The organism is Nocardioides panzhihuensis (assembly GCF_013408335.1).
Taxonomy (GTDB): Bacteria; Actinomycetota; Actinomycetes; order Propionibacteriales; family Nocardioidaceae; genus Nocardioides; species Nocardioides panzhihuensis.
The window spans coordinates 1,040,218-1,065,776 of record NZ_JACBZR010000001.1; the positions used below are offsets into that span (position 1 = coordinate 1,040,218).

The window sequence follows — 25,559 nt, forward strand, 5'->3', positions numbered from 1 at the left end:
GCGAAGCGCGCGAGACGAAGACGACCACGTGGTCCTGAGCCGGGGGAGAAACCGATGTACCTCAAGCGTCTGACCTTGAAGGGGTTCAAGTCCTTCGCGTCCGCGACGACCCTCGAGCTCGAACCCGGCATCACCTGCATCGTCGGGCCCAACGGCTCGGGCAAGTCCAACGTCGTCGACGCGCTCGCCTGGGTGATGGGTGAGCAGGGCGCCAAGAGCCTGCGCGGCGGCAAGATGGAGGACGTCATCTTCGCCGGCACCGCCGGGCGCGCCCCGCTCGGCCGCGCCGAGGTCTCGCTGACGATCGACAACACCGACGGTGCGCTGCCGATCGAGTACGCCGAGGTCACCATCTCCCGCACGATGTTCCGCAACGGCGGCTCGGAGTATGCGATCAACGGCAGTCCGTGCCGGCTGCTCGACGTCCAGGACCTGCTGTCGGACTCCGGCATCGGCCGCGAGATGCACGTCATCGTCGGCCAGGGCCAGCTCGACACGATCCTGCGCGCGACCCCGGAGGACCGCCGCGGCTTCATCGAGGAGGCCGCCGGCGTCCTCAAGCACCGCAAGCGCAAGGAGAAGGCGCTGCGCAAGCTCGACTCCACGCAGGTCAACCTGGACCGGCTCCAGGACCTGCTCGTCGAGATCCGCCGCCAGCTCAAGCCGCTCGGCCGCCAGGCGGAGGTCGCCCGGCAGGCGCAGACGGTGCAGATGGACGTACGCGACGCCAAGGCCCGCATCTATGCCGACGACCTGGTCAGCGCTAGGACCGAGCTCGACAAGGAGCTCGCCGACGAGGGCGCGCTGCTGGCCCGTCGGGCCGAGGTCGAGGAGACCATCGCGGAGGGACGTGAGCAGGAGGCGGTGCTCGAGGCCGCGCTGCGCGAGGATCTGCCGGCGCTGGCCGCCGCGCAGGAGACCTGGTTCGCGCTGAACTCGCTGCGAGAGCGGCTGCGCGGCACCCAGTCCTTGGCCTCCGAGCGGGTCCGCAACGCGGCCGGCTCCGAGGACCTGGAGGTGCGCCAGGGGCGCGACCCTGAGGAGCTCGAGGCCCAGGCCGAGGTGGCCCGCGAGCAGGAGGAGACCGCCGACGCCGAGGTCGAGGAGCTTCGCTACTCCCTCGAGGAGGCGGTCGAGGCCCGCAAGGCGGCCGAGGACGCCGCGGCCGAGGAGGAGCGCCGGGTCAAGGGGCTCGAGCGCGCCGCCGCCGACCGCCGCGAGGGGCTGGCCCGGCTGACCGGGCAGGTCAACGCGCTCAAGTCGCGGGCCGCTGCCGCCGACGGCGAGGTCGGGCGGCTGACCGCTGCCCGCGAGGAGGCGCTGGCTCGCGCCGAGCGAGCTCAGCGCGACTTCACCTCCTTGGAGACCAAGGTCGCCGGGCTGGACGCGGGGGAGGAGGGCCTCGACGCCGAGCACGAGGCCGCTGCCGCCGCGCTCGAGGACATCGAGGGGCGGCTCGGCAAGCTGCAGGCAGAGGCTCAGCAGGCCGACCGCGACCGCTCCACCCTGGCCGCTCGCAAGGACGCCTTGGAGATGGGACTGAACCGCAAGGACGGTGCAGGTGCGCTGCTCGGCTCGGACCTGCCCGGCGTCCTGGGTTCGGTCGCCGCGCTGCTCGCGGTGCGCTCGGGCTACGAGGCCGCCGTCGCGGCAGCGCTCGGGACCGCGTCGGACGCGGTGGTCGTCGAGTCGGCCGAGCGGGCAGTCGGCGCGATCGAGCATCTCAAGACCGAGGATCTCGGTCGGGCCGGGCTGCTCCTGGGCGGATCGCCCGAGGAGACCGGCGGCTGGCCGTCGCTGCCCGCGGGGGCGGCGTACGCCCTGGACGTGGTGGAGTGCCAGCCGGTGCTGCGGCCCGCGGTGGCGCGACTGCTCGACAAGGTGGCGGTCGTCGAGGACCTCGCCTCAGCCCGAGCGCTCGTCGTCGAGAATCCCGAGATGACCGCGGTGACCCGCGAGGGCGACCTGATCGGCGCCCACTTCGCCGCCGGCGGCTCCTCCAGCGTGCCCAGCCTGCTCGAGGTGCAGGCGGCCGTCGACGAGGCCACCGCCCAGCTCGCCGAGGCCAATGCGGTCTCCGAGCGGGCCACCTTCGAGACCTCCCGCCTGGAGGCAGAGCGGCTGGCCGCCCAGAAGCGGGTCGACGTCGCGCTGGCCAAGCTGCACGAGTCCGACGCGACCCTGGCCGCCGTGGCCGAGGAGCTCGGCCAGTTCGGTGCCCAGGCCCGCGCCGCGCGCGGTGAGGCCGAGCGGCTGCTGGCGGCCGTCGAGCAGGCGCAGGAGGCGCGCGAGAACGCCGTCGCCGGCCTCGCCGAGCTCGAAGAGCGGCTCGCGATGGCCGAGGAGGAGCCCGAGGACGAGCCCGACGTGAGCGCTCGCGACGGACTGGCCCAGGCTGCCCGCGACGCGCGTCAGCGTGAGATGGACGCGCGGTTGGCGCTGCGTACGTCCGAGGAGCGCGCCCGTGCGCTGGCCGGCCGCGCCGAAGGGCTGCTCCGCGCCGCTCGGCAGGAGCGCGAGCAGCGTGCCAAGGCGGCCGCCCGCCGTGAGCAGCTGCGCCGCGAGGGCGAGGCCGCGCGAGCGGTCGGGACCGCGGTGGCGTACGCACTGGACTGCCTGGAGGTCTCGGTGCAGCAGGCCGCCAGGGCCCGCACCGAGATCGAGGAGTCCCGGACCGGGCGCGAGCAGGCGCTGCGGGAGTGCCGCTCGCTGCTGCGCAACCTCGGCAAGGAGCTCGAGGAGCTGGTCAACTCGGTCCACCGCGACGAGATGGCCCGCGCCCAGCAGCGGATGCGCATCGAGCAGCTCGAGGAGCGGATCCTCGACGAGCTCGGCCTCGACCCCGAGGCGATCGTCAAGGACTACGGCCCCGACCAGATGGTCCCGCAGCACCCCGACGAGGACGGCAACGAGCGCGAGCCGATCCCATACGTCCGTGCCGAGCAGGCCAAGCGGCTCAAGGTCGCCGAGAAGAACCTGCGCGCCCTGGGCAAGGTGAACCCGCTGGCGCTGGAGGAGTTCGCCGCGATGGAGGAGCGTCACAAGTTCCTCACCGAGCAGCTCGAGGACCTCAAGCAGACCCGCAAGGACCTCCTCGACATCGTCAAGGAGGTCGACAACCGCGTCGAGCAGGTCTTCACCGAGGCCTGGGAGGACGTGCGCGTCGCCTTCGACCACGTCTTCTCGCGGCTCTTCCCGGGTGGCGAGGGCCGACTCGTCCTCACCGACCCGGACAACATGCTCACCACCGGCATCGAGGTCGAGGCCCGGCCCCCGGGCAAGAAGGTCAAGCGGCTCTCGCTGCTCTCCGGTGGCGAGCGGTCCCTGGTGGCAGTCGCCTTCCTGGTCTCGCTCTTCAAGGCGCGTCCCTCGCCGTTCTACATCCTCGACGAGGTCGAGGCCGCGCTCGACGACACCAACCTCGGCCGGCTCCTGGAGATCTACGAGGAGCTGCGCGAGTCCTCGCAGCTGCTCGTCATCACCCACCAGAAGCGCACCATGGAGGTCGGCGACGCCCTCTACGGCGTCACGATGCGCGGCGACGGGGTCACCACCGTCATCTCGCAGCGGCTGCGCGACGTGCAGCCTGCCTGACCGGGCCTGGACGACCCCGGACGCCCAACACCACATACGGGTCATGCCGGGCTCGGCCGCCCGGACGGGCATCCCCGAGGTGGGTCTCCAGGGAACAGCTGGTGAACAATAAGTACACGACCGCGAGGATTTCGTCGGAGTGGTCAAAGGCGGTTCCTTTACCGGCCTAGAATTCTCCGGTTACCGGCCAGCCGGGACATTCGGCGAGACCTGGTCTCGACGCTCGGGGGATCGTCACGGTCAATGAAAATTCGAGGACCCCCACATGCCTTCGACCCTCCTGTCGTTCCCTCACTATGCGAGCAACCCTTACCTGACGATGCTCACCGTGGCGCCGCGAGCCGCCGGGTGGGACGTGGTGGACGGCATCCGCACACTGCACCGCCTGGAGCTGAGGGCCGGGCACCTCGCCTCTGGAGATGTGCTCCACGTGCACTGGACCTCGCCGGTGACCAGCGGTTGCCAGAATGCTGACGAAGCCTGGGCCAAGGCCGCCCGGTTCGAGGACGTGCTCACCGGCGTACGCAGCCGTGGCGTCGACGTGATCTGGACGGTGCACAACTCGATCGCCCACGAGGCCGACTACATGGATGTCGAGCTCGCGGTCGCCAAGATGCTGGCGAGGCACGCGACCCGGATCATCCGGCTCAACCCGGCGACCATCGAGGAGACCGCGGCCTACTACGCGCTCCCGCCCGAGAAGGTCGTCGAACTGCCACACTCGTCCTACCTCGGCGTCTACCCGGACGGCGGTGACGACGTCGCCTCGCGCGAGCGCATCGGCGTGCCTCAGGGGGTACCGACAGTGGGTTTCATCGGCCAGATCCGGGCCTACAAGGGGCTCGACGTGCTCTGCCGGGCCGTCAAGATCGCAGCGCGCACGGTCCCTGACCTGACCTTCGTCGTGGCCGGCAAGGTCGTGCCGGCCGAGGATCACCAGACAGTCGAGGCGATGTTGTCCTCTCCCAACGTCGTGAAGCGGCTGGAGTTCGTCGAGACTGCCGACTACTCCGACTGGCTGCGGTCCAGCGACGTGGTCGCGTTGCCTTACCGCCGGATCCTCAACTCCGGCTCGCTGCTTGCCGCCGGGACGTTCGGCCGCACGGCCCTCATCCCCGAGGGCACCCCGATCGCACGACAGTTCGCGGAGCAGCCGTGGGTGGTGACCTACGCGCCCGAGCCCGACGAACCGGCAGCGCTGGCGGCGGCGATCCTGGAGGCGCTCGAGGGGCAGGAGGAGCGGCGCCGCGCGGCCCACGAGTACACCCGGGCCTACACGCCCTATGACATGTCGCGCGACTACCTGCGGCTGCTCGAGGGCCTGGCCGGCGTTGTGGAGCTGGCGGCCTGATGGCGGTGCCCGAGCTGTCCGTCGTCGTGCCGACCCGCGATCTGGGCCCCTGGGTGGGTGAGCTTCTCTCCTCGATCCTCGAGGACCAGTCGACCGAGCAGGCGCCGCTGGACCTGGAGGTCATCCTCGTCGACGACGCCTCCACGGACGAGACCTTCGAGATCGCCCAGACGTACGCAGCCCGAGACGCTCGCCTGACGGTGGTCTGCTCGCCGGGCACCGGTGGAGGACAGGCGCGCAATCACGGTGTGTCGCTGGCGCGCGGCGAGTTCCTCGCCTTCGCCGACGGCGACGACCTCGTGCCCCGCGGGGCGTACGCCGCGATGCTGCGCAAGACGCGGGAGACCGGCTCGGACATGGTGGTCGGCCGGTTCTTCAAGCTCTTCAGCGACCGGGTCTGGTGGCCGGTGCGGGTATGGCCTGCCTTCGACGAAGAGCGCACCCTGCTGAAGTTGGCCGACGCGCCCTCCGCCTTGCGCAACCGGGCCTGCTGGAACCGAGTCTTCCGGCGCAGCTTCTGGGACGCAGCGCAGATCTCGTTCCCCGACGCGACCCGATCCAACGACATCGAGCCGATGGTGCACGCACTGACCACCGCCCGCTTCGACATCGTCACCGAGACGGTCTACGTCTACCGAGACCGGCCGGGACCTGGGTCGATGACGGCGAAGTCACACTCGCCCGAAGGGCTCATCAGCTATCTCGAGCAGGAGCTGCGCTGTGCCCGCCGGATCGTCGAGCTCGGTGACCCGAAGGTGCGCGCGGAGTATGCCTCGCTGGTCTTCGCCGCCGACGGCTGGACGGCGATCGTCCGGGCGTTGCGCGGGATGTCGGTGATCGACGCAGCCGCGTTGGAGCCCGCGCGGCTGATGATCTGTGAGCTGGTCGGCCTCTTCGACGAGGGTGTCATCGACGACCTGGACGACGTGAAGCGGTGGGGATGGCGGCTGGTCGAGTCGGGCAAGTGGGCGACAGTGGCCCGGCTGATCGGTGACGACGTTCGCTGGGAGGAACGGACCGTTGCCGATCTTCTCGAGTCGTTGCGCCTGGTCGCGGACAGTGGCGTGGCGCCGCTGCGTACGCTCCGACGGCCGCTCGTCGATGTCGTCACGACGATCGCGCTGAGCGACGAGACGCTGGTCGGCGACGACCTCGCAGACCTGGTGCTCAAGCATCGCGACCTCTTCACTGCGGTCGCCGAAGCTGCCGACGATCCGGGTTGGCGCCTGAGCCGGATCCTGGTGGCGCTCGAGGACGGACCCGAGCTGCTTCGCCAGGTGGTCGCGGGCGCGACCGACCCGGTGACGGCCACATCGCTCTCGCTCGTGGACGGGCACGTCCATCTGAGGCTCACCCACACGACGGTGGGTGCCGAGGGTCTCCGGGTGGTCTTCGCTCACGACAGCCGGCGCCGAACCTTCGACTACGACGCCGCGGAGCTCGCCTCGGGCGAGGTCGAGGTGGCGCTGTCGACCTCCACGCTCGCGGGCGGGCGCTGGCGCGTACGGTTTCAGGGGCGCGACGCCTTGGGTGAGTTCGACGGGCCGGTCGTCATCGATGCGGACGTCATCGGTGAACGTTCGGCCGACAGGGCGCGGATCGTCGAGCTCGAGGGCCGTGCGCGCCACGGGATCGACATCGACCCGAGCATCGGCGAACGGGGAGTGCGCAAGGCACGGCGCGTGGCCGGGAGGATCGTGCGACGGGTCCGCCGGTAATTGGCCCGAGGGCGCGCCCTCGTGGGCTCGGCTCGCTGTCTATGATCAGCCGCGATGAGCACTCCTGACCGCAAGGCCCCGACCCGCGCCGACTACGTGCACTGGCGCACGATCACCACCCGCTGGCGTGACGACGACGCCTACGGGCATCTCAACAACGCGACCTACTACGAGTATTTCGACACCGCCGTCAACGCCTACCTGTTCGAGGCGACCGGCGTGAACGTGCGGAAGCTGCCGAAGATCGGGATCGTCGCGGAGACCTCGTGCCGCTACCTGCGCGAGATCGGGTTCCCCGAGCCGGTCGAGGCCGGACTTGTCGTCGACAAGGTCGGCAGCTCGTCGGTCATCTACCGGATCGGGCTCTTCCAGGGGCCGGGCGAGGAGGCCGCGGCCGAGGGCCGGTTCGTGCACGTCTATGTCGACAACACGGACCCGTCGCGGCCGGTGACGCCGATACCCGACGAGATCCGGGAGGCAGTTCTGCCGCTGTGGCGGGAGAACTGATGGTGACGAGGGGCTGAATCTTGCGTGGCACCGTTACATCGTTGCCAGGCTCTGTGACATCCTGACCCACTGCCGAAGCACGATCGAGAGCGTCTTGGGGGACCTCTGTGGACGAAGAGTTGAAGCGCATCGCCCGTGGCGGCCTGCGCAGGGGGCGAGACCTGGCTCGCAAGGTCTACAACGACTCGCCCCTCTACAGCCGGGCCGACGACGTGCGACTGCTCGTCGACTGCCCGCTGTTCGACCACGAGTGGTACGCCCAGCAGGTCGGTGAGCGCCTCGACCGCAAACGGGCGGCCCGTCACTATCTCGAGCAGGATCCGGCCAAGCCGCTGGCGCAGCCCAGCCCGCTCTTCGACCCCGAGTTCTTCGTCGCGCGGCTGACCCCGCGGCTGCGCAAGCAGATGGGCGACCAGGACCCGTTCCTCTACTGGCTGCGCGCCGAGCTGTGGCTGCAGCCGACCCACCCGCTCTTCGACACCGACGGCTACACCGAGCGGCGCAAGACCGAGAGCTTCTACGGCGGCGCGATCGGCCACTACGTCGACCGGGGCGCTCGCAACGGACGGCGCGCCAACGACTGGCTGGAGCAGGTCGACGGCCGGTTCCCCGACCTGCGTGACTGGATCCGCGACCGGCGCGCGGAGTGGCAGGCCCGGCAGGGCGGCGGCCCGCAGACCTGGCGGCCGGCCATCGACCGCGGCACGGCGACCCCGGCCGGTCGTGTGCCGGTCGGCACGGTCAGCGTCATCGTCGACCTCGGTGCCTCCGACGAGCTCGCTCGCGCGACCCTGGAGAGCGTCGCCGCCCAGAGCGGCGTGAGCACCGAGATCATCGTCATCGACCGTGGCCTGACTCCCTCGGCCGCCGATTCGGTCGCCGATCTCGTCCCTGGCGCGCGGGTCGTGCCGGGCGACCCGGACCGCGGTGAGCCCGGCGTTGCCGCGGCGTTCGCCCAGGTGAGCGGCGACTTCGTCGCGTACGTCGCCGGGGGAGACGTCTGGAATCCTGGTCGTCTCGCGCGGCTGGCCTCGGTGGCGGAGTCGGCCGGGAGGCCGCTGGTCGCCGATGTGCTGGAGCGTCCGTGGCAGCCGGAGCAGCGGTTCGCCGTCGACGTGCCTCCGCTCTCGCCCGGACCCGACGTCCCCGGCCCGCTGATGCGGGTCCTGCTCTCGAGGCTGCTGATCTCCGCGTCGCTGCTGAACGAGGTCGGCGGACCCCGTGCCGGCATCGGCGTCGGCTGGGCCTACGACCTCGCGCTGCGACTGACCACGAAGGCCGACGTCGAGGTCGTCCCCGAGGTCGGCGTCGAACGTCGCCAGGGCATCAACCCGCGCCGGCGGCGCCAGGACCGGCTCCCGCTGGACCCCTTCGACCTGGAGTCGTGGGAGGACGTCGTCCGGAACCGGGCCTTCGTCGACTGGGCCGCGCTCGCGGAGCGGGCGCCTGACCCGGACGTGGTCTCGGTCGTCATCCCGACCTACGACGACTCGCTGCTGACCGTCGGTGCGGTCGAGGCCGTGTTGGAGCACGGCGCGGGAGCGAAGCGGCTCGAGATCGTGGTCTGGGACAACGGCTCCTCGGCCCGCGTCTCGGCAGTGCTCGACTCGCTGCCGCTGCGGTTTCCCGAGGTGAAGGTGGTGCACAGCACCGTCAACCACAACTTCGCGCTCGGCAACAACTTCGCCGTCCCGTACGTCACCGGGGAGACCGTGGTTTTCCTCAACAACGACACCACGGCGCTGGCCGGCTGGCTGGAGCCGCTGGTCGACGCACTCGCGGACCCCGAGGTGCTCGCCGCGCAGCCGCTGCTGCTCTACCCGAGCGGGTCGGTGCAGTCGGCCGGGGTCGTCTTCCCGCCCTACGGCGGGCTTCCCTACAACATGCTCGCCGAATATCCGTCCGAGGACGCCGCCGGCCTGGCGGGTCACCGGTTCTCGGCGTTGACCGGCGCCGCGCTGGCGATGCGCTATCGCGACGTCGTCGCGCTGCAGGGGTTCGACCCGATCTTCACCAACGGCATGGAGGACGTCGACCTGTGCCACCGGCTCGCCGCGCTGCGGCCGGGGTCGTTCCGGGTGGTCACCACTGCGGAGGTCGTCCACCACGAGTCGAAGTCGAAGGGCCGCTTCGCGCGCGCCCCGCGCAACCGGCTGATCTACCTCGACCGCTGGGCCGGACGGGTCGAGCCGCGCGACGACGTGGCCGCCTGGGCCTCCTGCGGCTATCAGGTCGTCGGCCGGGCGACGGCCGGGGAGCCGACCGGCCCGGCGAAGACGTACGCCGCCACCCGCCCGATCCTCGCCCCGATGCCGCGTGCGTCGATCGTCGAGGGCATCCCGCAGCTGCGCTGGTCGATCAAGATCTCCGCGCCCGGAGCGCCGGAGGGGGAGCGGTGGGGTGACACCCACTTCGCGCGTGCGCTGGCGCGGTCGCTGCGCAAGCTCGGCCAGTCGGCGGTGGTCGACCACCACTACGAGTGGGAGCGGCCGAGCGCTCTCGACGACGACGTCGTGCTCACCCTGCGCGGCCTCTCGCGCTACTTTCCGGCCCCCGACGGCCGGATCAACATCGGCTGGGTGATCTCCCACCCCGACGCGGTCACCCGCGCCGAGGCGGCCGGCTTCGACCGGCTGCTGGCCGCCGGGCCGGCGTGGGCCGAGCGGATGTCGGCACAGTGGGGGATCCGCATCGACCCTTTGCTGCAGGCCACCGACCCCGAGCTGTTCAACCCGGACCGGACGCTGCCCGACAGCGGACACGCGGTGCTCTTCGTCGGCACCTCGCGCGACGTGGAGCGCCCCATCATCCACGACGCTGTCGCTGCTGGGCTGCCGCTGTCGGTCTACGGCCACGGCTGGGAGCCCTACATCCCACGCCACTACGTCAAGGCCCAGCACATGCCCAACGTCCGGCTCGGCGCGGAGTATCGGGCCGCCGGGGTCGTGCTCAACGACCACTGGGCCGACATGCGCGACTACGGCTTCATCTCCAACCGGCTCTTCGACGCCGTCGCCTCCGGCGCCCGGGTCATCTCCGACGACGTCGTCGGCCTCCGCGACGTCTTCGGCGACACCGTCCAGGTCTACGAGACGCCCGAGGACCTGGTGAAGTGGTCATCGATGCCCGACCCCTCGGTCGTCTTCGGCACCGACGAGCACATCCGCGCCGAGGCCGCCCGAATCCACCGTGACCACGGCTTCGACGCTCGCGCCCGCACCCTTCTCGACATCGCGCTCGAGGAGAGGACCAGACGCGACCGTCTCTAGCTGGACCGTCACCGCCGTCGACCGAGGCGTCACTCGCGTCGGCCGAGAAGTCACGTACGTCGGTCGAGGTGTCACTCCTCACGGCGTACGTGACCTATCAGAGTGTCCGGGTGACGAAGCTTTTCGGTGATCCAACTGCGCGAGCGGGACGCGCTGGTCGATGACCTGAGGTCGCTCTCACCCGCTCAATGGCGGGCCGCCATCCTCTGTGGGAGTGGGAGGCCGAGGAGATCCCCTGTCCGTGCATAGAACCATCCCGATGTCCGGTCCTGGGGCTTCTGCCCCGCGAAATCCGGTCTGTTTCTGTCGGTCCTTCCCGATACGGTTAACCCGTCACCGGTGCGAGGGGCCTGGTGTCTGGATGCGAGGGGTACTGCCAGTGATCGACTACGAGGTCGCCGTTGCGCCGATGGGCGTGTTGGGCATGCAGCGGCTGCTGGAGGCGGTCGAGGCCGCCGACCCGAATGATGAATCGGAGTGGATCGAGTTCAAGGCCGACCTGGACCCCAGCACCAAGGACGGGGCCGCGACGATCGCGAAGGCCATCGTGGCGTTCGCGAACCGCGACCCGTCCCGTGCCCAGCGCTGGTGTGGAGGACACGCCTACCTCGTGATCGGCCTGGCGCCGGGCAACCTGGCCGGGACGGCCGATGTCGACCCGGCGGTCCTGCACGACAAGGTCAGCGCGCTCATTGCGTCCCCGTCGCCGGACTGGGACCCGACGCCGGTGTCGTACAAGGGCAAGCCGCTCATCGTCATCACCGTCGCGCCGCCCAAGGCGGGTGACCCGATGGCTTGCATCGGTAAGTCCTCGGGCTCCGTGACCGACGGGAACGTGTACGTGCGGGTTCCCGGGAAGTCCGCGCCTGCCAAGGCAGCGGACATCCGGCGCCTCTCGGATCGCCTTTCCCCGGCCGCGGAGACGCTCCACGACATCGCCGTCACCGCGTCGGAAGAGGTGACGGCGGTTGACTACCCAGTCGACTGGCTCGACCAGTGGATCGATGCTGAGGAGGACGCGCTTCTCGGGCCACTGAAACCCGAGCCGCCCTGGACGCAGGGGAAGGACCTCAGCAATGCGCTGCTCGGGTTTTACCCGGACGCGCTCACGTCGATCACACGGGTCGGGGCCGCCATCGAACCTCAGGCGAGTCGCGTCAACGACATGCTCAGGACGAGGCATGAAGAGGACCGGACCGAGGACGAGTTCCGAGCGGCGGTCGCGGCCTACCTCGACCGGTGTCGCGAGGGCCTGCCGGAGGGGTTCGAGGTGATCCGTGCCAACGCGGGCACACCGGTCACCTTCTCGATCACGAACAACACCGACCGCAACTACAGCAAGGTGCTCGTCAAACTGCACATCGAGGGTGACGTGTTCGGCTACGACTGGGTCGATGAGTTCAAGGGATGGGGCAAGTACGTGGGCAAGCGGCCCCGGAAGTGGGGCCCGTGGACGACGTCGAAGTTCCCGAACGTCGAGCGCCCTGACTTCCGTTACATGCACGCAGTGTCGAGTCCGTCCATAGTCGCGTCGGCTCCTCGGCCGCATCCTCGAATCGAGAACGGCGGCTCGGTGAACATCACCTGTGTGCCGGTCGACCTGCGTCCCGGCGAGACCGAGCAACTTCTGACTCTCGACCTCGTCGCCGACCGGTGCGTCACCACGGAGGTACGAGTCACCTGGACGGCCACCGCGACCGACGTCAGCGGGAAACTCTCCGACGAGTTCGTCATCCCGTTGGCCGACGAGCGAGTCTGGCTCGACCTCGGCCGGGACTGGACCGTGTGAGGGGCGACGTCGGAGCGGGATTAGATGAATATGTCGGTCGACGCGTCACCCGCGTCGGCCGAGACGTCACGTTCGACGATCGAGGCGTCACTTCTCGCGGCGTACGACCTGTCAGAGTGTGCGCATGACGAAGCTGTCGGTGATCCAGACGCGAGAGCGAGACGCGCTGGTTGACGACCTGAGGTCACTCTCGCCCGAGCAGTGGCGGTCGGCCACCCTGTGCGGGGAGTGGGACGTGGAGGAGGTCGTGGCGCACCTCGGCGCGGCCTCCCGACTCTCATTCCCGGGCTGGCTGCGCAGCATGATCGGAGCGCGGTTCGATCCCGACGTACACAACCGCAGGCGGCTGGAGGAGTTCCGCGGATCCTCGGTCGAGGAGACGCTGGAGCGGTTCGCGGAGATCGGCCCCATCGGGCTGCCGCGCAAGGAGAGCGTCGGCGGGCTGGGGGAGATGATCGTGCACGGCGAGGACATCCGGCGGCCTCTCGGCATCCGGCACGACCCCGACCCTGACGGGCTGCTGGTGGTCGCGAGGTTCTTCGCCACGAAGGACTTCGCGGTCAACAGCAAGACGTTGGTCCAGGGACTTCGTCTCCGGGCCGTCGACGCGGACTTCGTGGTCGGCGACGGTCCCGAGGCCGAAGGACGTCTGCTCGACCTGGTCATGGCGATGGCTGGGCGGGATGTGGTGCTGGTCGGCCTGGAGGGGGATGGGGTTCCTGAGCTCCGCCGCCGGCTGGCCTGAACTATCTGGTGAGTCCGGGTGGCCGTAAGGTGCTGGGTGGCGATGACGGCAGTGCGGCACGGAGGAGACGGGTTGGGCAGCGAGGGGAGCCGGCTCGAGCGGCTGGTGCAGGAATCTGTCCGTGTCTCGCCGGCGCCCGGAAGCCTCTCGCCGGCCTTGCGCGCCAGCCTGACACTGCTCGTCGGGCTGCTCGCGCTGGCCGCGACCGGTCACATGGAGCTGGCGGCGTACGCCTGTTTCGGCACCTTCGCCTCCATCTATGGTGGCCGACAACCGCTGCGAGGACGATGGCGGACCCAGGCCGCGGCGGGAACGATGATGTCTGTCGCGGTCCTGTGCGGTGCGCTTGTCGCGACCTCACCGCACCGTGCCTGGCTGGTCATCCCGGTTGCCGCGGTGTGGGCGGCGGCCGGGTCGATGCTGTCGGACAGGTTCGTGCTGCGGCCACCCGGCCCGATGTTCCCGGTGTTCGCCGTGGCGACGTGTGCGGCGCTTCCGGTGACCCTGACCGGGGTCTCGGTGGCGGTCGGGGTGGCGGCGGCTGCGGCCGTGCTCGCGGTGCTCCTCGGGGTCCTCGAGGAGAGGCTCCTCGGCGACGGCCGGCCGGTCGAGGCCGGCCGTGGTGAGGTCAGGCTCGACCATGCGACGGCGGTCGTCGTCGCGGTCGTGCTCGCCGGCACGGTCTCGACCGGGCTCGGACTGAGCCACACGTACTGGGCGATGGTGGCCGCGGCGGTGCCGTTCGGGGTCACCGGGCTGCTGGCTCAGACGACCCGCGGGCTGCAGCGCGTGGTCGGCACCCTGGTCGGTCTGGTGGTGGCAGCGGTGCTGCTGTCGATCTCGCTTCCCGCCCTCGTCATCGCGGTCGTCGTCGCCGCGCTCCAGGCGATCACCGAGCTCCTCGTCGGGCGTCACTACGGCCTCGCGCTCGTCGCCATCACCCCGCTCTCGCTGCTGATGGTCCAGCTCGGCCACCCCCAGCCTGTCGACGCGCTGCTGTGGTCACGCCTGACCGAGACCTTCCTCGGAGTCGTCGTCGGCCTAGCCGCCGCCTTCGTCCTCCGCGAGGTCCGCCGCCGCTGACCTCCGAGACGTCACGCACGTCGGCCGAGACGTCACGTACGTCGGTCGAGACGTCACGGCAGTGCCAAGTCGGCCGACGGTAGTGACGCTTCGGCCGACCGTAGTGACGCCTCGGGCGACGGGGGTGACGTCTCGGCTACTTCTCGAAGACTGCCTGGTCGAGGACGCGGCGCTCGTCGTCGGCGAGGACGAGGAGGTCCTCACGGGCGAGGCCGGTGCCTTCCCCGGAGGGGGAGAGGTTGATGAAGAACTCGTGCTTGACGGTGTCGTGGAAGGAGGTCTCCCGCAACGAGATGAAGTCGAGGTCGGCGAGGTCCTGGAGGAGCAGGCGGAGGTGGTTGGGGGTGCAGACCCAGTTGTGGGTGTCGATGTAGCGCTCCCCGCGCCGCGCCTCCTCGCCGCTGGCCTTGACGGTCTCGAGCCCGTTGGCGAAGGTGTAGTCGCCCTTGTGGCGTGGGCCCCAGGCGGTGATGCCGCCGTGCTTGGCCGCGTTGAGCCGCTCCTCGATGACCGCGCCCATGGTGTGCACCGACGACGGGTAGAGCGAGGCGTCGATGACCCGCGAGAGCGAGGCCCGCTCCCGGAACCGGTCGAAGCAGTAGCGGTGGTCGGGGATGACCAGGGCAAGGACGCCGTCGGGCTCGAGCAGCTTCTCGCACTCGTTGAGGAAGTCGATCATCGAGGTGGTGTGCTCGATGACGTGGGAGGCGACGATCAGGTCGAAGCGATCCGGAATCACCTCTGACCAGGGAGTTCCCGGCTGAAAGACGTAGTCGACCTCCTCGATGTCGTCGGGGTCGTACTGGGAGAAGCCGGCGTAGCGCTTCACCAGACCCTCGCGGTCGAGATAGTCGACGATGCGTACGTCGTAGCCGTCGCGCTTGGGCAGGATCGCGTTGTGGGCGGGGCCGATCTCGAGGATCAGGGCGTCGGGCTTGACCCCGGCGAGCACCTGCTCGCGCCGCAGACCGAGCCGGTCCTGGCCCGGGATCGCCGGCACCGCGGTGGTGCGGTTGCGGTCGCCCTGCAACCGGTCCACCTTCGTACGCAGCTTCTGGTTGCGCTGCTTGAGCTCGTCGATCCGGTGGTGCAGGCGCGCGGCCTCGGCGTCGGCGGCACGGACGGTCTGCAGACCCGCTGAAGCGAGGCCGCGGCGTACGGCGCCCCTGAAGGTGGGCAAGACAGGTCCTCCTGAAGAGAGTTTCAGCTTTTGCGGGGTGGGATGTAGGGCTCGGCGGCAAGGGCGGCCCGGCCGCGCTCGGCACCGCGGGCGTGCTCGTCGTCGGGCACGGCCTTGTCGTTCTCGGGATCGAGCACGTCGCGGAGCAGGTCGGGGATCAGCGCGCGGGTGAGCACGATCTGCAGGTGGTTGGTCAGCCAGTCGTCGAAGGAGTAGTCGCCCGAGAAGGCCCCGGCGGCGAGCTCTGTGCGGGTGGGCGTGCGGGCGAGATAGGCGTCCTGCAGCGTCCCGGCGAGGTAGCGCTGGTAGTCACGCATCCCGTGGTGGCGCGGGCTCGGCTTGAGCCCCGGGTTGGCCTCGTAGCCCCTGCCGGCGTTGATCACCTTGCGCTCGAGCTGGGACCAGGATCGCCAGGGGAGGTGGAGCACCTCCATGGCGACCTCGTCGGCCGGGTGGCCGTTGCTCTTCAGCGAGACGAAGTGGTTGCCCTGGACGACCTTGATGTCGGACTCGCCGCGGTGGATCGCGTTGGGCGTGGGGTGGGCGTGCAGCCCGGCGGCCTCGAGGCGCTCGTCGGAGCGCCGGTCGCGCCACTGGAGCCGGTTGATGCCGCCGCCATTCCAGGCGGGCGGGCCGACGAGGTTCTCCACCTCCACGGTGAACGCGTTCAGGGACAGGGGAGTGGCCTCGAGCGCCTGGCGTACGGTCAGGCCCTTGTCCTTGGGCACGAGGAACTCGTCGGCGTCGAGATTGAGGACCCAGTCGGCGCAGAAGTGGGTGCGCGCCCGGCGGGCCATCGCGGTGACGACCTTGCCCTGCTGCTTCTCGTGGACGGGGTCGTGATGGAGCTCGACCCGCCCCGTCGCGACGTAGCGCTCGAGCACTTCCGTGGTGCCGTCGACCGACGCGTTGTCTGTGACGATCAACGTGTCGACACCCTGGTCCAGGTGGTGCTCGATCATCGCGGCGACGATATCGACCTCGTCCCGGACCATCATTGTCCCGATGATCCTCATGCCGCGAAACACTACCGGCCCGGTGGACGTTGTCGAGATCCCGCGCCGTACGACGGACGCCGTCGCCCGGCCCCACGTGCCGCGTGGCCGCGTGGCGTTGTGGGCTCGGGACGCGGGTTGTGCAAGGGTTGATGCCGTCCGTGCGTTTCCAGAAGGGGGCTGGCCGAGCCAGTGCTGACCATCTTTGTCATCTTCGTGGCGATGTTTCTCATCGTCGCGCTGGCAGGCCTGGTGATCGTCTACACGGTCTTCCCCCACCGCGGACAGAAGATGCCGTACGTCTCCAAGCTCGGCGAGGCGATGGAGCGGGCCGTCGACACGGCCCCCACGCTCAGCCCGGCCTCGCGGCTGCAGGAGCGCCGCGAGGACCATCTCAGCGAGCTGCTCGGTGAGCGCGACCCGGGAGCCACCGAGAAGAACGCGTAGCGTCGCGTCGGCAGGACTCTCGGTTTGGGCCGGTAGTTTGATTGGATGAGGCCCATGGAAACGGTCACCCTCATCGTCATCATCGCGGTCGCCGCTGTCGTGATCATCGGCGGCGGCATCGCCGGTCTGGTCACCACCACCCGGCGCCGCAAGGACCGTACGCTTCCGCCGCAGGCGGAGACCGATGTCATCACCCGTCCGGAGGCGCCGACGGTCGAGGAGACCGCCGAGCCGGAGACGGTGCCGTCCGAGCCGGCCACCCCGGTCATCGAGAAGCCGGAGAGCACCGCCTCTCGCCTGGTGCGGCTGCGCCAGCGTCTGGCCGGCTCCAACGCGCTGGGCCGAGGCCTGCTCAACCTGCTCTCGACCGACCGGCTCGACGAGGACACCTGGGAGGCGATCGAGGATCTGCTTCTCACCGCCGACGTCGGCGTCGCGCCCACCCAGGAGCTGGTCGAGGGGCTGCGCACCCGGCTGCGCGTCGAGGGCGGCAAAGCGAGCCCGAAGGCGGCGCTGCGCGAGGAGCTGATCAAGCTGGTCGACCCCGACATGGACCGCCGGCTCCAGGTCAGCGGCGCCGACGGCGCTCCCGGCGTGGTGCTGATGGTCGGGGTCAACGGCACCGGCAAGACCACCACGACCGGCAAGCTCGCCCGCATCCTGGTCTCCGAGGACCACAAGGTCGTCCTCGGCGCAGCCGACACCTTCCGTGCCGCCGCCGCCGAGCAGCTCACCACCTGGGGCGAGCGCGTCGGCGTCGAGGTCGTCCGCGGCCCGGAGGGCACCGACCCGGCCAGTGTCGCCTTCGACGCGGTCAAGGAGGGCCTCGACAAGGGTGTCGACACGGTCATCGTCGACACCGCCGGACGACTGCAGAACAAGGCCGGCCTGATGGACGAGCTCGGCAAGGTCAAGCGAGTCATCGAGAAGCAGACCCCGGTCACCGAGGTGCTGCTCGTCCTCGACGCGACCACCGGCCAGAACGGCTTGATCCAGGCGCGCGTCTTCAGCGAGGCCGTCGCCGTCACCGGCATCGTCCTGACCAAGCTCGACGGCTCCGCCAAGGGCGGCATCGTCGTCGCCGTCCAGCGCGAGCTCGGTGTTCCGGTCAAGCTCGTCGGCCTCGGCGAGGGCCCCGATGACCTGACCCCGTTCACCCCCGAGGCCTTCGTCGACGCGCTCCTCGGCTAACTTCCCGTGCCACATGGCAGGATCGCCGGTATGCGCCATTCACTCGCCGGCCGGGCCGAGACCTCCATGCAGGCACGGCTGCTCGCTCAGCTCCGCGACGAGGGCCCCCTCTCACGGGTGCAGCTCGCCGACCGGCTGAACGTCTCCCGCACCACGATCGCGGCTGAGGTCGGCCGGCTCACCGAGCTGGGCATGGCCCACGAAGTCGGCCCGGCGGCCTCCCGGGGTGGGCGGCGCTCGACGCTGGTCGACCTCGCGCCGGACATCCGGTTCGTCGGCATCTCCATCGGCGCCACCAGCATGTCGGTCGGCCTCACCGACGGCCGGCTGTCGGTGATCGAGATTCGCACCAGGGCGTGCGACATCCGCAGCGGTCCGGAGAAGGTGCTCGCGACCGCGCTCGACGAGGTCCGTGCGCTTCTGGACGACCACGGCGTCGCCGAGCCGATGGGCGCGGGCGTCGGCGTACCCGGTCCGGTCGACTTCCACCGAGGCGTCTCGGTGTCCCCGCCCATCATGCCGGGCTGGGACGGTTACCCGGTGCGGGACGCGGTCGCGCGGGAGCTGGGCTGTCCGGTCGTGCTCGACAACGACGTGAACGTGCTCGCGGCGGGGGAGCAGCACGCTGGTGTCGCCCGGACCGCACGTGACTTCCTCTACGTCAAGATCGGCACCGGCATCGGCTGCGGGATCGTCGTCGACGGTGAGCTCTACCGCGGTGTCGACGGCTGTGCCGGCGACATCGGCCACATCCGGGTCGAGGACTTCGGGCCCACCTGCGCCTGCGGCAACACCGGCTGCCTGGAGGCGTTCTCCGGGGGAGCGGCACTGGCTCGCGAGGCGCTCGCCGCGGCCCGCTCCGGACGCTCGCCGGTGCTGGCCGAACTGCTCGCGGAGAAGGGCGAGCTGAGCGCGGAGGACATCGCCGTCGCGGTGGCCCGCGGAGACGCGCAGGCTGTCCAGCTCATCCGCGAGAGCGGTCACCGCATCGGCCAGGTGCTCGCCAGCCTGGTGTCGTTCTTCAACCCCGGGCTCATCGTCATCGGCGGCCGGGTCAGCAAGCTTGGCCACGGACTGCTCGCCGAGATCCGCAGCGTCACCTACCGGCGCTCGCTGCCGCTGGCGACCGGAAACCTCCCCATCGTGCTCAGCGAGCTGGGCGACGAGGGCGGCGTCATCGGTGCCGCTCACCTGATCAGCGCGTCTGTCTACGCGCCCAGCAGCGGCGAGGCGTAACTCCACCTCGGGCCGCTTCGAAGGGCAACTCACCGTCTCATCTTTCGAAAATATCTTGCGAAAGTACGCAACTTCCTTGACGTGACTGGCATCACATCGCTACGTTCGCCAGCGATCTCGCTCCCTTCCACGACAGCGAGAGAAGGAGATGGACCGTGCGCAGATTCACCCTCTGGAGCGTCGCCACCACCGTGGTCTCCGGCCTCCTGGTTCTCCCCCTCACGACCTCCGCGGACGCGGCCCCCACGGGTGCCCCACCGCCGGACACCGACTTCGAGAAGGTGACCCTCAACGACCGTCCCGGTGAGCCGATGGACCTCGCGGTCCTGCCCGACGGGGACGTCCTCCACACCACCCGGGCCGGGAAGGTCTGGCTCAACGACGCCGAGACCGGCGTCAACAGCGTCGCAGCCGAGTTCGACGTCTATCAGCACGACGAGGAGGGGCTGCAGAGCATCGCTCTGGACCCCGGATACAACGGCCGCACCAACAAGTGGGTCTACGTCTACTACTCGCCCCCGATGGACACCCCTGTCGACGATCCGGCCACCCCGGACGTCAACGAGGGTGACGCCCCGGAGTTCGGCACCCCTGCCGACTTCGAGCCGTTCAAGGGCGCGATCCGACTCTCGCGCTATCAGTTCTCCCGCGGGAAGATCGACCTCTCCACCGAGCAGCAGGTCATCGACGTCCCGGTGGACCGAGGACGCTGCTGCCATGTCGGCGGCGACCTCGTCTTCGACTCCGCGGGCAACATCGTCCTCGCCACCGGCGACGACACCGACCCGTTCCAGTCCGACGGGTACTCCCCGCTCGACGACCGCGAGGGCCGCAGCCCGGCCTTCGACGCGCGGCGTACGGCCGCCAACACCAACGACCTGCGGGGCAAGCTCCTGCGGATCAAGCCGAAGGCCGGCGGCGGCTACACCGTCCCTGCCGGGAACCTGTTCGCGCCGGGCACCGACAAGACCCGTCCGGAGATCTACGCGATGGGCCTGCGGAACCCGTTCCGGATCGAGATCGACCCGCAGACCGACCGGGTCTACGTCGCCGACTACTCGCCCGACGCCGGCTCGGCGAACCCGGATCGCGGGCCGGCAGGCCACGGCAAGTGGACGGTCGTCACCGAGCCGGCCAACTACGGCTGGCCGCTGTGCGCGACCGCCGAGATGCCCTACCGCGACTACGACTTCGCGACCGGCACCTCGGGCCCCGCGTTCGACTGCGACGCGCCTGTCAATGACTCGCGGCACAACACCGGCCTCGCGCAGCTCCCACCGGTGACACAGCCGACCGTCTGGTACTCCTATGGCCAGTCCGAGGAGTTCCCCGAGCTCGGCACCCAGGGCGGTATCGGACCGATGGCGGGCCCTGCGTACGACTTCAAGAAGTCGGTGGCGTCCGGGCCCCAGTCGGGCGCGTGGCCGCAGTACTACGACGGCGTCCCCCTGCTCGCCGAGTGGACCCGCGACTACATCAAGGGCATGCGTGTGGATGCCAACGGTGAGCTGACCGGCATCGAGTCCGTGCTCTCTTCGTTCGCCACGGACAACGTGATGGACCTGGAGTTCGGCAAGGACGGCTCGCTCTACATGCTCGAGTACGGCGACGGGTACTTCAGCGAGAACGAGGAGGCTCAGGTCTCCCGGATCGACTACATCGCGCGAAGCGGCAACCACACTCCGAAGCCGGTGATCACTGCCGACAAGACGGCAGGCGACGGGCCGTTGACCGTTGCGTTCGACAGCGCCGGCACCGCCGACGCGGACGGAGACAAGCTGACCTATCAGTGGGACTTCGATGGTGATGGCACCTTCGACGCGACCGGCGAGACCGCGACGCACACGTATCAGGAGCCTGGCGTCTACCGGGCTACCCTGACCGTCACGGACAAGGGTGGCATCGGGCGTGGCAAGCACGCCTCGGCGGACGTCGATGTGATCGTCGGCAACGAGGTTCCGGTGGTCACCCTGACCACCAGCCCCGCGCCCGGCGAGGCGTTCCACTTCGGTGACACCGTGCAGTTCCAGGTCGAGGTCTCCGACGACCAGGCGGTCGACTGCAGCCGGGTCTCGGTGACGTACGTCCTGGGGCACGACGACCACGGTCACCCGCAGTCCACGGCGAACGGGTGCAGCGGCTCGATCACGACGACCGTCCCTGGCGGCCACGACCCCGAGCAGGACGAACTGAACGCCGTCTTCGTGGCTGAGTACACCGACCCGGGCGAGGGCGACATCCCGGCGCTCACCGGAAGTGACGAGGTGGTGATCGCTCCGAGCGAGTGACCCCTCGCGATAGATCTGGGAAGGGGGCATCCGGCCGAACATGGCCGGGTGCCCCCTTTTCGGTTACTTTGTCCAACAACTTTTCAAAGTTCGACACAAACTTTGCAGAAACCGCCATGTAGGGGTTGTAGAACGTGTCGGTGGTCACTAGTTTGTCTTCCGGGCTCCGAATTCTGTGACTGCCATCACAGAGGAGCGTTTCGACGAGCGACCCATCACGACCGCGGACAGGAGGCCACCATGCGCGACGCAGACATCACCGTGCGGGTCTCCGCGACCGCCGACCCGGCCGCCGTCCGGTCCGCGCGCCTCGGCCTGCTGCTCCGGTCCCTGCGCGACGGCGGGCCGCGTTCGCGCGGCCGCCTGGCCGAGGAGACCGGGCTGACCCGCTCGGTCGCGACCGGGCTGGTCGACGAGCTCGCCGCGCTCGGTCTGGTCTCCTGCGAGGACGCCGGCCGCCGCGGTGCCGGCCGTCCCGGTGTCCAGGTCCGGCTCGTCGGTGGCGCAGTGTGCGGGGTGGGTGCGGAGATCAACGTCGACCACCTCGCCGTCATCGCCGTCGACCTGTCCGGGTCGGTGATCGCCGAGGCCCGCCGCGGCATCGACGGCCGGAGCCTTCCGCCCGAGAGTGTCCTGGACGAGGTCGCCGACCTGGTCGACGATGCCCTCGCCGAGGCACGGACCGCCGGCGCCACCGTCACCGGCATCACCGTCGGAGTGGCCGGTCTCGTCGACGCCTCCACGGGCCTGGTCACGCTCGCCCCCAACCTCGGCTGGCGCGACATCGACGTAGCCGCGGAGGTACGCCGCAGGCTGGCCGTCACGGCTGGCTCGGTGGGGCCTGTGCCGCCGGTGCGCGTGGCCAACGAAGCCACCCTCGCCGCCACCGCCGAGCTCGAGCCCGGCGACGCCGACCGTGCCGACATGGTCGTGCTCTACGGCGAGGTCGGACTGGGCGGCGCGGTCGTCAGCGCCGGCCGGGTGATCCGCGGCCGGCACGGCTGGGCCGGGGAGATCGGACATCTCCAGGTCGACCCCCGCGGTCGCCTCTGCGGCTGCGGCCGCACCGGCTGCTGGGAGACCGTGGTCGGCCTACGGGCGCTGCTCGACGCGGCGACCGACCCCGACGACCCGGTCCGCGACCCCGCGCTGACCCTGGAGGAGCGGCTCGCCACGCTGGCCGACCGGGCCCGTCTCGCCGACGGCCGCACCCTGGCCGCGCTGGACGAGGTCGGTGCCTGGCTCGGCGCCGGCGCCGCCTTCCTGGTCAACACGCTCAACCCTGGCACCGTCGTGCTCAGCGGCTACTTCGCCGTGCTCGGCGAGTGGCTGCTCCCGGCGCTCGAGACCCGGCTCGCCGCCGACGTGCTCGCGCCGCATGCCGGTGGCACCAAGGTCGCGATCTCAGCCTTCGGCCCGACCGCCGCAGTGCGCGGCGGCGCCCTGGTCTCCCTCGAACCGCTGCTCTCCGATCCCACCGCTCTCGCCGAACTGCACGGAGGAACCCGATGACCTTGACCCCTGAGCCGTCGCCGGACGGCCCCGCCGCCCGGGCAGGCGGGGGTGACGTACTGCTCCAGATGACCGGGATCGTGAAGCGGTTCCCCGGAGTGCTCGCTCTCGGCGGCGTCGACCTCGATGTTCGCGCGGGTGAGGTGCACTGCCTGCTCGGGCAGAACGGTGCCGGCAAGTCGACCCTGATCAAGGTGCTTTCCGCGTCGTACCAGCCCGACGAGGGCGAGATCCGCTGGGAGGGCGAGCCGGTCCGGCTGACCACGCCGGTCGCCGCCATGAAGCGCGGCATCTCGACCATCTACCAGGAGCTCGACCTGGTGCCGGGGCTCACCGTCACCGAGAACGTCTTCCTCGGCCACGAGCTCGCCACCGCCGGGTTCAGCCGTCGTGCCGAGGCGACCCAGCGCGTGCGCGCGCTGCTGGCCCGGCTCGGCCACAGCGAGGTCGACCCGAACCGCCTCGTCGGTGACCTCTCCCCGGCAGGGCAGCAGATCGTCAGCATGGCGCGCGCGCTGTCCCACGACACCCGGCTGCTCATCCTCGACGAGCCGTCCGCGGTCCTCGACCAGGAGGAGGTCGACAATCTCTTCCGGGTGGTCCGCGGCCTCACCGCGGAGGGCGTCGCGATCATCTACATCTCCCACCGCCTGGAGGAGATCCGCCAGATCGGCGACCGGATCACGGTCCTCAAGGACGGCCGCACGGTGGCCACCGGGCTCTCGGTCGCGGAGACCCCCACCTCCGAGCTGATCACGCTGATGACCGGCCGGGAGATCGAGTACGTCTTCCCGGAGCGCCCCACGACGAGCCCCGGTCGGGACACCACGCCGGTGCTCGAGGCCACCGGGCTGTCCGGCGACCGCTTCCGCGACGTCGACCTGCGCGTCCACGCCGGTGAGATCGTCGGTCTGGCGGGTCTGGTCGGCTCCGGCCGCTCGGAGATCCTGGAGACCATCTACGGCGCCCGCCGCCCGACCACGGGCACCGTCACCATCAACGGCCGCCGGCTGCGCCGTGGGTCGGTCCGCGCCGCCGTCGCCGCCGGGATCGGCCTGGCTCCCGAGGAGCGCAAGAGCCAGGGGCTCCTGCTCGACCAGGCGGTCTACCGCAACGTGACGGTCTCGTCCCTGAGCCGGTTCTCCAAGGCCAGCTTCCTGGACAGCGCCGCCGAGCGTCGCGCCGCCGAGGAGCTCACCCGCTCGCTCGACGTACGTCCCGCCGGGGTGGACCGGCCGGTCCGCAACCTGTCCGGCGGCAACCAGCAGAAGGTCGTGCTCGCCAGGTGGCTGTTGCGCGACTGCAAGGTGCTGCTCCTCGACGAGCCAACCCGGGGCGTCGACGTCGGGGCGCGCAGCGAGATCTACAGCCTCGTCCGCCGCCTGGCCGACGAAGGTGTCGCCGTGGTCGTGGTGTCCAGCGAGGTGGAGGAGGTGCTCGGTCTCGCCGACCGGGTCCTCGTCATCAGCGAGGGCTCCGTCGTCCACGAGGGACCCGCCACCGAGATCGATGAGTCGAAGGTCCTGGACCTCGTGATGGAAGGAGAGGTCGCATGAGCGACCACACGGATGCCGCCACCCTGGCTGACACAGCCCGGGTCGAGAAGGAGGCGGCCCGCCGGGCCGAGCCCGGTGGTCTCGGCCAGCTGCTGCGCAGCGGAGCGGGCCACAACCTGGGCCTGCTGCTGGCGCTGGCGCTGCTGGCGCTGGTCGGAGTCATCACGGGCGGTGAGCGGTTCGCCTCGGTCGACAACGTGATGACGATCCTGCGCCTCGCCGCGGTGATCGGCGTGGTCAGCATCGGGATGACGTTCGTGATCACCGGTGGTGGCATCGACCTGTCGGTGGGCGCGCTGGTCGCGCTCTCCTCGATCTGGTGCACGACGGTGGCCACCCAGGCGATGGCCAACGACATCCACTGGATCATCATCGTGACCACCGCCCTCCTGGTCGGCGCTGGCGCCGGCCTGATCAACGGGTTGCTGATCGCGTACGGCGGTGTGGTGCCCTTCATCGCGACGCTGGCGATGATGGCCAGCGCCCGTGGTCTGGCTGAGATCATCTCGGCGCGCAAGACCCAGATCGTCAGCGTGCCGGGCTTCACCGACGCGCTCTCCCGCGACATCCTCGGGATCTCGGTGCTGATCTGGATCTTCGCCATCGTGGCCGTGATCGGCTGGGTCCTGCTCAACCGCACGACGTTCGGCCGGCGCACGCTGGCCATCGGCGGCAACCCGGAGGCCTCGCGTCTGGCCGGCATCAACGTACGCCGCCACACCATGCTCCTCTACGTACTCGTCGGCGTCTGCTGCGGCATCGCGGCGGTCATGTTGATCAGCCGCACCACGACCGGGAGCGCCACCCACGGGCAGCTCTACGAGCTGGATGCGATCGCGGCGGTCGTCATCGGCGGCACCCTGCTCTCCGGCGGGCGCGGCAACATCATCGGCACCGTCTTCGGGGTGCTGATCTTCATGACCCTCACCAACGTGTTCGTGCTCAACAACCTCTCGATCTCCGCTCAGGCCTTCACCAAGGGCCTGATCATCATCGCTGCCGTGCTGCTGCAGAAGCGGTTCGCACGACAGCCCGGTTCGTAGCCGCCGTACGTTCTCGGATCTCTCGGACTCACCCGCCCTCCACCTCCGCACGATC

At 70.1% G+C, this 25,559-nt stretch carries 17 protein-coding genes; 15 read left to right on the forward strand and 2 right to left on the reverse strand.

Annotated features, from left to right (window positions below; genetic code table 11):
- Positions 1 to 54 precede the first annotated feature (54 nt).
- From smc to BJ988_RS04870, 8 genes are all read left to right on the forward strand, one after another.
- A complete protein-coding gene (gene smc, locus BJ988_RS04835; RefSeq protein WP_179656973.1) occupies positions 55 to 3,594 on the forward strand; it encodes a chromosome segregation protein SMC in 3,540 nt (1,179 codons plus the stop codon).
- 265 nt (positions 3,595 to 3,859) lie between these two features.
- Positions 3,860 to 4,945, forward strand: a complete 1,086-nt coding sequence (locus BJ988_RS04840) for a glycosyltransferase (RefSeq protein ID WP_179656974.1) — start codon at positions 3,860 to 3,862, stop codon at positions 4,943 to 4,945.
- Positions 4,945 to 6,663, forward strand: coding sequence for a glycosyltransferase family 2 protein (locus BJ988_RS04845; RefSeq protein ID WP_179656975.1), 1,719 nt, complete (start codon positions 4,945 to 4,947; stop codon positions 6,661 to 6,663). Before BJ988_RS04840 ends, BJ988_RS04845 begins: the two co-directional genes overlap by 1 nt.
- Positions 6,664 to 6,717: 54 nt before the next feature.
- Entirely contained in the window at positions 6,718 to 7,170 is a 453-nt protein-coding gene (locus BJ988_RS04850) for an acyl-CoA thioesterase (RefSeq protein WP_179656976.1), read from the forward strand.
- A gap of 107 nt (positions 7,171 to 7,277) precedes the next feature.
- Entirely contained in the window at positions 7,278 to 10,439 is a 3,162-nt protein-coding gene (locus BJ988_RS04855; RefSeq protein WP_179656977.1) for a glycosyltransferase, read from the forward strand.
- A gap of 379 nt (positions 10,440 to 10,818) precedes the next feature.
- Positions 10,819 to 12,228, forward strand: a complete 1,410-nt coding sequence (locus tag BJ988_RS04860) for an RNA-binding domain-containing protein (RefSeq protein ID WP_179656978.1) — start codon at positions 10,819 to 10,821, stop codon at positions 12,226 to 12,228.
- 124 nt (positions 12,229 to 12,352) lie between these two features.
- Positions 12,353 to 12,973, forward strand: coding sequence for a maleylpyruvate isomerase family mycothiol-dependent enzyme (locus BJ988_RS04865; protein ID WP_179656979.1), 621 nt, complete (start codon positions 12,353 to 12,355; stop codon positions 12,971 to 12,973).
- Positions 12,974 to 13,015: 42 nt separating this feature from the next.
- Positions 13,016 to 14,056 (forward strand): FUSC family protein, encoded by a 1,041-nt coding sequence (locus BJ988_RS04870; protein WP_179656980.1) that lies wholly within the window; start codon positions 13,016 to 13,018, stop codon positions 14,054 to 14,056.
- A gap of 136 nt (positions 14,057 to 14,192) precedes the next feature.
- Here BJ988_RS04870 and BJ988_RS04875 read toward each other — a convergent pair whose 3' ends face one another.
- Positions 14,193 to 15,236: a methyltransferase domain-containing protein gene (locus BJ988_RS04875; protein ID WP_179656981.1), complete on the reverse strand. Its 1,044-nt coding sequence runs from the start codon at positions 15,234 to 15,236 to the stop codon at positions 14,193 to 14,195.
- A gap of 23 nt (positions 15,237 to 15,259) precedes the next feature.
- Positions 15,260 to 16,252, reverse strand: a complete 993-nt coding sequence (locus tag BJ988_RS04880) for a glycosyltransferase family 2 protein (RefSeq protein WP_246321403.1) — start codon at positions 16,250 to 16,252, stop codon at positions 15,260 to 15,262.
- Between the two features lie 171 nt (positions 16,253 to 16,423).
- On the opposite strand from BJ988_RS04880, the gene BJ988_RS04885 reads away from it, so the two are divergent.
- The 7 genes from BJ988_RS04885 to BJ988_RS04915 all read left to right on the forward strand — a co-directional run bounded on the left by BJ988_RS04885 (position 16,424) and on the right by BJ988_RS04915 (position 25,504).
- Complete coding sequence (locus tag BJ988_RS04885) at positions 16,424 to 16,678, forward strand: hypothetical protein (protein WP_179656982.1); 255 nt, start codon at positions 16,424 to 16,426, stop codon at positions 16,676 to 16,678.
- 54 nt (positions 16,679 to 16,732) lie between these two features.
- Entirely contained in the window at positions 16,733 to 17,869 is a 1,137-nt protein-coding gene (gene ftsY, locus BJ988_RS04890) for a signal recognition particle-docking protein FtsY (protein ID WP_218861292.1), read from the forward strand.
- Positions 17,870 to 17,899: 30 nt separating this feature from the next.
- The gene (locus BJ988_RS04895) at positions 17,900 to 19,105 is read left to right on the forward strand and encodes an ROK family transcriptional regulator (protein WP_179656984.1); all 1,206 of its coding nucleotides are present in this window, start codon (positions 17,900 to 17,902) and stop codon (positions 19,103 to 19,105) included.
- Positions 19,106 to 19,260: 155 nt separating this feature from the next.
- Complete coding sequence (locus BJ988_RS04900) at positions 19,261 to 21,393, forward strand: PQQ-dependent sugar dehydrogenase (protein ID WP_179656985.1); 2,133 nt, start codon at positions 19,261 to 19,263, stop codon at positions 21,391 to 21,393.
- 240 nt (positions 21,394 to 21,633) lie between these two features.
- Positions 21,634 to 22,905, forward strand: coding sequence for an ROK family protein (locus BJ988_RS04905; protein WP_179656986.1), 1,272 nt, complete (start codon positions 21,634 to 21,636; stop codon positions 22,903 to 22,905).
- Entirely contained in the window at positions 22,902 to 24,461 is a 1,560-nt protein-coding gene (locus BJ988_RS04910) for a sugar ABC transporter ATP-binding protein (protein ID WP_218860600.1), read from the forward strand. Before BJ988_RS04905 ends, BJ988_RS04910 begins: the two co-directional genes overlap by 4 nt.
- Positions 24,458 to 25,504 carry an ABC transporter permease gene (locus BJ988_RS04915; RefSeq protein WP_179656987.1) on the forward strand — a complete coding sequence of 349 codons (1,047 nt, stop codon included), beginning with the start codon at positions 24,458 to 24,460 and terminating at the stop codon, positions 25,502 to 25,504. Before BJ988_RS04910 ends, BJ988_RS04915 begins: the two co-directional genes overlap by 4 nt.
- Positions 25,505 to 25,559 lie beyond the last annotated feature (55 nt).

Excerpts from the sequence above, each read along its gene's own strand:
- smc (WP_179656973.1), top strand. The coding sequence starts at position 55 with ATGTACCTCAAGCGTCTGACCTTGAAGGGGTTCAAGTCCTTCGCGTCC.
- BJ988_RS04840 (WP_179656974.1), top strand. The coding sequence starts at position 3,860 with ATGCCTTCGACCCTCCTGTCGTTCCCTCACTATGCGAGCAACCCTTAC.
- BJ988_RS04845 (WP_179656975.1), top strand. The coding sequence starts at position 4,945 with ATGGCGGTGCCCGAGCTGTCCGTCGTCGTGCCGACCCGCGATCTGGGC.
- BJ988_RS04850 (WP_179656976.1), top strand. The coding sequence starts at position 6,718 with ATGAGCACTCCTGACCGCAAGGCCCCGACCCGCGCCGACTACGTGCAC.
- BJ988_RS04865 (WP_179656979.1), top strand. The coding sequence starts at position 12,353 with ATGACGAAGCTGTCGGTGATCCAGACGCGAGAGCGAGACGCGCTGGTT.
- BJ988_RS04870 (WP_179656980.1), top strand. The coding sequence starts at position 13,016 with ATGACGGCAGTGCGGCACGGAGGAGACGGGTTGGGCAGCGAGGGGAGC.
- BJ988_RS04880 (WP_246321403.1), bottom strand. The coding sequence starts at position 16,252 with ATGAGGATCATCGGGACAATGATGGTCCGGGACGAGGTCGATATCGTC.
- ftsY (WP_218861292.1), top strand. The coding sequence starts at position 16,733 with ATGGAAACGGTCACCCTCATCGTCATCATCGCGGTCGCCGCTGTCGTG.
- BJ988_RS04895 (WP_179656984.1), top strand. The coding sequence starts at position 17,900 with ATGCGCCATTCACTCGCCGGCCGGGCCGAGACCTCCATGCAGGCACGG.
- BJ988_RS04905 (WP_179656986.1), top strand. The coding sequence starts at position 21,634 with ATGCGCGACGCAGACATCACCGTGCGGGTCTCCGCGACCGCCGACCCG.
- BJ988_RS04910 (WP_218860600.1), top strand. The coding sequence starts at position 22,902 with ATGACCTTGACCCCTGAGCCGTCGCCGGACGGCCCCGCCGCCCGGGCA.
- BJ988_RS04915 (WP_179656987.1), top strand. The coding sequence starts at position 24,458 with ATGAGCGACCACACGGATGCCGCCACCCTGGCTGACACAGCCCGGGTC.